The sequence below is a fragment of the Cetobacterium sp. ZOR0034 genome (assembly GCF_000799075.1).
In the GTDB taxonomy this organism is placed as follows: Bacteria; Fusobacteriota; Fusobacteriia; order Fusobacteriales; family Fusobacteriaceae; genus Cetobacterium_A.
Genome location: NZ_JTLI01000040.1, coordinates 1 through 2,105, shown reverse-complemented (window position 1 = coordinate 2,105; position 2,105 = coordinate 1). Strand labels below are relative to the sequence as shown.

The 2,105-nt window shown below is 27.4% G+C and carries 4 protein-coding genes; all 4 read left to right on the top strand.

Annotation, left to right across the window (positions count from 1 at the left end):
- The coding region (locus L992_RS13655; RefSeq protein ID WP_047395587.1) for a hypothetical protein at nucleotides 1-397 on the top strand (397 nt) is incomplete at its 5' end.
- A gap of 474 nt (nucleotides 398-871) precedes the next feature.
- Nucleotides 872-1,315: a YaiI/YqxD family protein gene (locus tag L992_RS08280; protein WP_047395585.1), complete on the top strand. Its 444-nt coding sequence runs from the start codon at nucleotides 872-874 to the stop codon at nucleotides 1,313-1,315.
- 22 nt (nucleotides 1,316-1,337) lie between these two features.
- Nucleotides 1,338-1,565 carry a zinc ribbon domain-containing protein gene (locus L992_RS08275; protein ID WP_047382599.1) on the top strand — a complete coding sequence of 76 codons (228 nt, stop codon included), beginning with the start codon at nucleotides 1,338-1,340 and terminating at the stop codon, nucleotides 1,563-1,565.
- 44 nt (nucleotides 1,566-1,609) lie between these two features.
- Nucleotides 1,610-1,987 carry a VOC family protein gene (locus L992_RS08270; protein ID WP_047382598.1) on the top strand — a complete coding sequence of 126 codons (378 nt, stop codon included), beginning with the start codon at nucleotides 1,610-1,612 and terminating at the stop codon, nucleotides 1,985-1,987.
- The last annotated feature ends 118 nt before the right edge of the window (nucleotides 1,988-2,105 follow it).

Below are 2,105 nucleotides of genomic sequence, written 5' to 3'. Positions count from 1 at the left end.
AAAAAATGCATATGATTATTATATAAAAAAATGTGGTCAAGATACAAAAATTCAGAAGATTGCATTTAAAGCAGCAAAGAAATCTTTGACTTTAGAATATTTAATAGAAACAGAGTATTTTAAAAATAAAGAAAATAATATTGAAGAAATTGAAATTTTATCAGAAGAGATAAAAAATAAAAAAGGAATGACTTTATCTGAGATTTATGATTCTGTTAGCCAAAAAGTTAAATTTTATTCAGGACTTTTTGAGATGAATTTTGATGAAACTATGATGTTAAGGCTTGAAGCAGGAAAAGAGATACTTTTATATAAGAATTTGGATGAGATAACAGAAGAGATTTTAATTGAAATGGTTAAGTCTGTTGTTTTAAGATTAAATAGTAAAAAACAATAAATAAAAATTATATAAAAATATCTTCGGTCATGACCGAAGATATTTTTATATTTAAGTTATAATTAATCTTGGAACAATATCTAAAGTTGAATTGACATCGAATTTTTTTGTATATTCGATTTAAAGGTGGTTTATTGTACTCAAAAAAGACTTTTAGACCGTTCTCGAGAGCTAATTTCAAATCCCTGTCTTGAATCTTTTTTATGACGATATAATTACCAAGCGTGGCATAATCAAACTTTAGAGAATTGAAAAGTTCAACTATAGATTCTCCTTTAGATAGATTTGCAAAAAAGGTTTCATATTAAAGTACTCCCTGAATCAATTACAAATACTCTACCGTTTTTTTATCAGCTCTAAGGGTTTCTAAAAAAGTGAAGAGTTTTGAAAATGAAATAATATATGATTCTTGATTTTTGATACTTAGTTTTGCTAAAATAGTAATAGAAAATAAATTAATTAAAGGAAGCTAAGATGAAAATAATAATAGATGCAGATGCCTGTCCAGTTACAGATATTGCAATAAAAGTAGCAAAGTCTAAAAATATAAGTTGTTTAATAGTGTGTGATAATGCTCATAAGATTGAAAGAGATGGAGTGCAAACAGTTGTTGTTTCTCAGGGAGCAGACGCAGTAGATTTTACAATTATTTCTAAAAGTGAGGAGAAAGATATAATTGTAACTCAAGATTATGGATTGGCATCAATCGTTTTATCAAAAGGAGCTCATGCAATAAATCAAGATGGGTTGATTTATAATAAATTCAATATAGAGAGTTTACTTTTTAGTAGACATATGTCTCAAAAGCTAAGAAATGCAGGAAAGAGAACAAAGGGGCCTAAGAAAAGAACTCAGGAGCAAAACATTGAATTTGAAAAGAAATTAATTAAACTTTTAGAAGATATAAATAAGTTATAGAAAATTATTTTTGGAGGAGAAAATGGAAGATCAAAAATGTTTAGAGTGTGGTTGTGAATTGGAAAAAATTGGAACTGAATATACTTGTAAAAGTTGCGAAGTAAAATATATAAAAAAAGCTTATTGTCCTGACTGTGGAAGTGAACTTGAAAAATTAGCAGCGTGTGGATCTTTAAGTTATTGGTGCAATAAATGCAACGAATTAAAATCAAGAAAAACAATAATACAAAAATTGACAAAAGATGCATAATTAGGTTATTATTTACTTGAATATATTTTTAGGGAGGAGTTAGAATGAAATTTGTATTTAATCACTTTAATATCAATGTATTAAATCTTGAAAAAAGTATGGAGTTTTATAAAAATGCGTTAGGGCTTATAGAGGTAAGAAGAAAAGAAGCTGAAGATGGTAGCTATATCTTAGTTTATATGGGAGATGGAGAAACTGGATTTACAATAGAGTTAACTTGGTTAAGAGATAGAGAAGAAGCTTATGATTTAGGAGATGAAGAGTTCCACTTAGCTTTTGTTGCTGATGATTACGAGGCAGCTTATAAAAAGCATAGTGAAATGGGATGTATTTGCTATGAGAATCCAGCTATGGGAATTTATTTTATAAATGATCCTGATGGATACTGGTTAGAAGTTATTCCACCTAGAGTTGTAAAGTAAAAATTGGATAAATTTAGTTAGATAGGGTCTATTTTGACCCTATTTTTTATTATATAAGGAAACTATAGAAAAAATTTATCCAAAAAATATTGAAAAATTTGAACTCAAGGAGTAAAAA

Bases quoted from the DNA above. Each gene is read 5' to 3' on its own strand.
- L992_RS08280 (WP_047395585.1), top strand. From the start codon at position 872: ATGAAAATAATAATAGATGCAGATGCCTGTCCAGTTACAGATATTGCA.
- L992_RS08275 (WP_047382599.1), top strand. From the start codon at position 1,338: ATGGAAGATCAAAAATGTTTAGAGTGTGGTTGTGAATTGGAAAAAATT.
- L992_RS08270 (WP_047382598.1), top strand. From the start codon at position 1,610: ATGAAATTTGTATTTAATCACTTTAATATCAATGTATTAAATCTTGAA.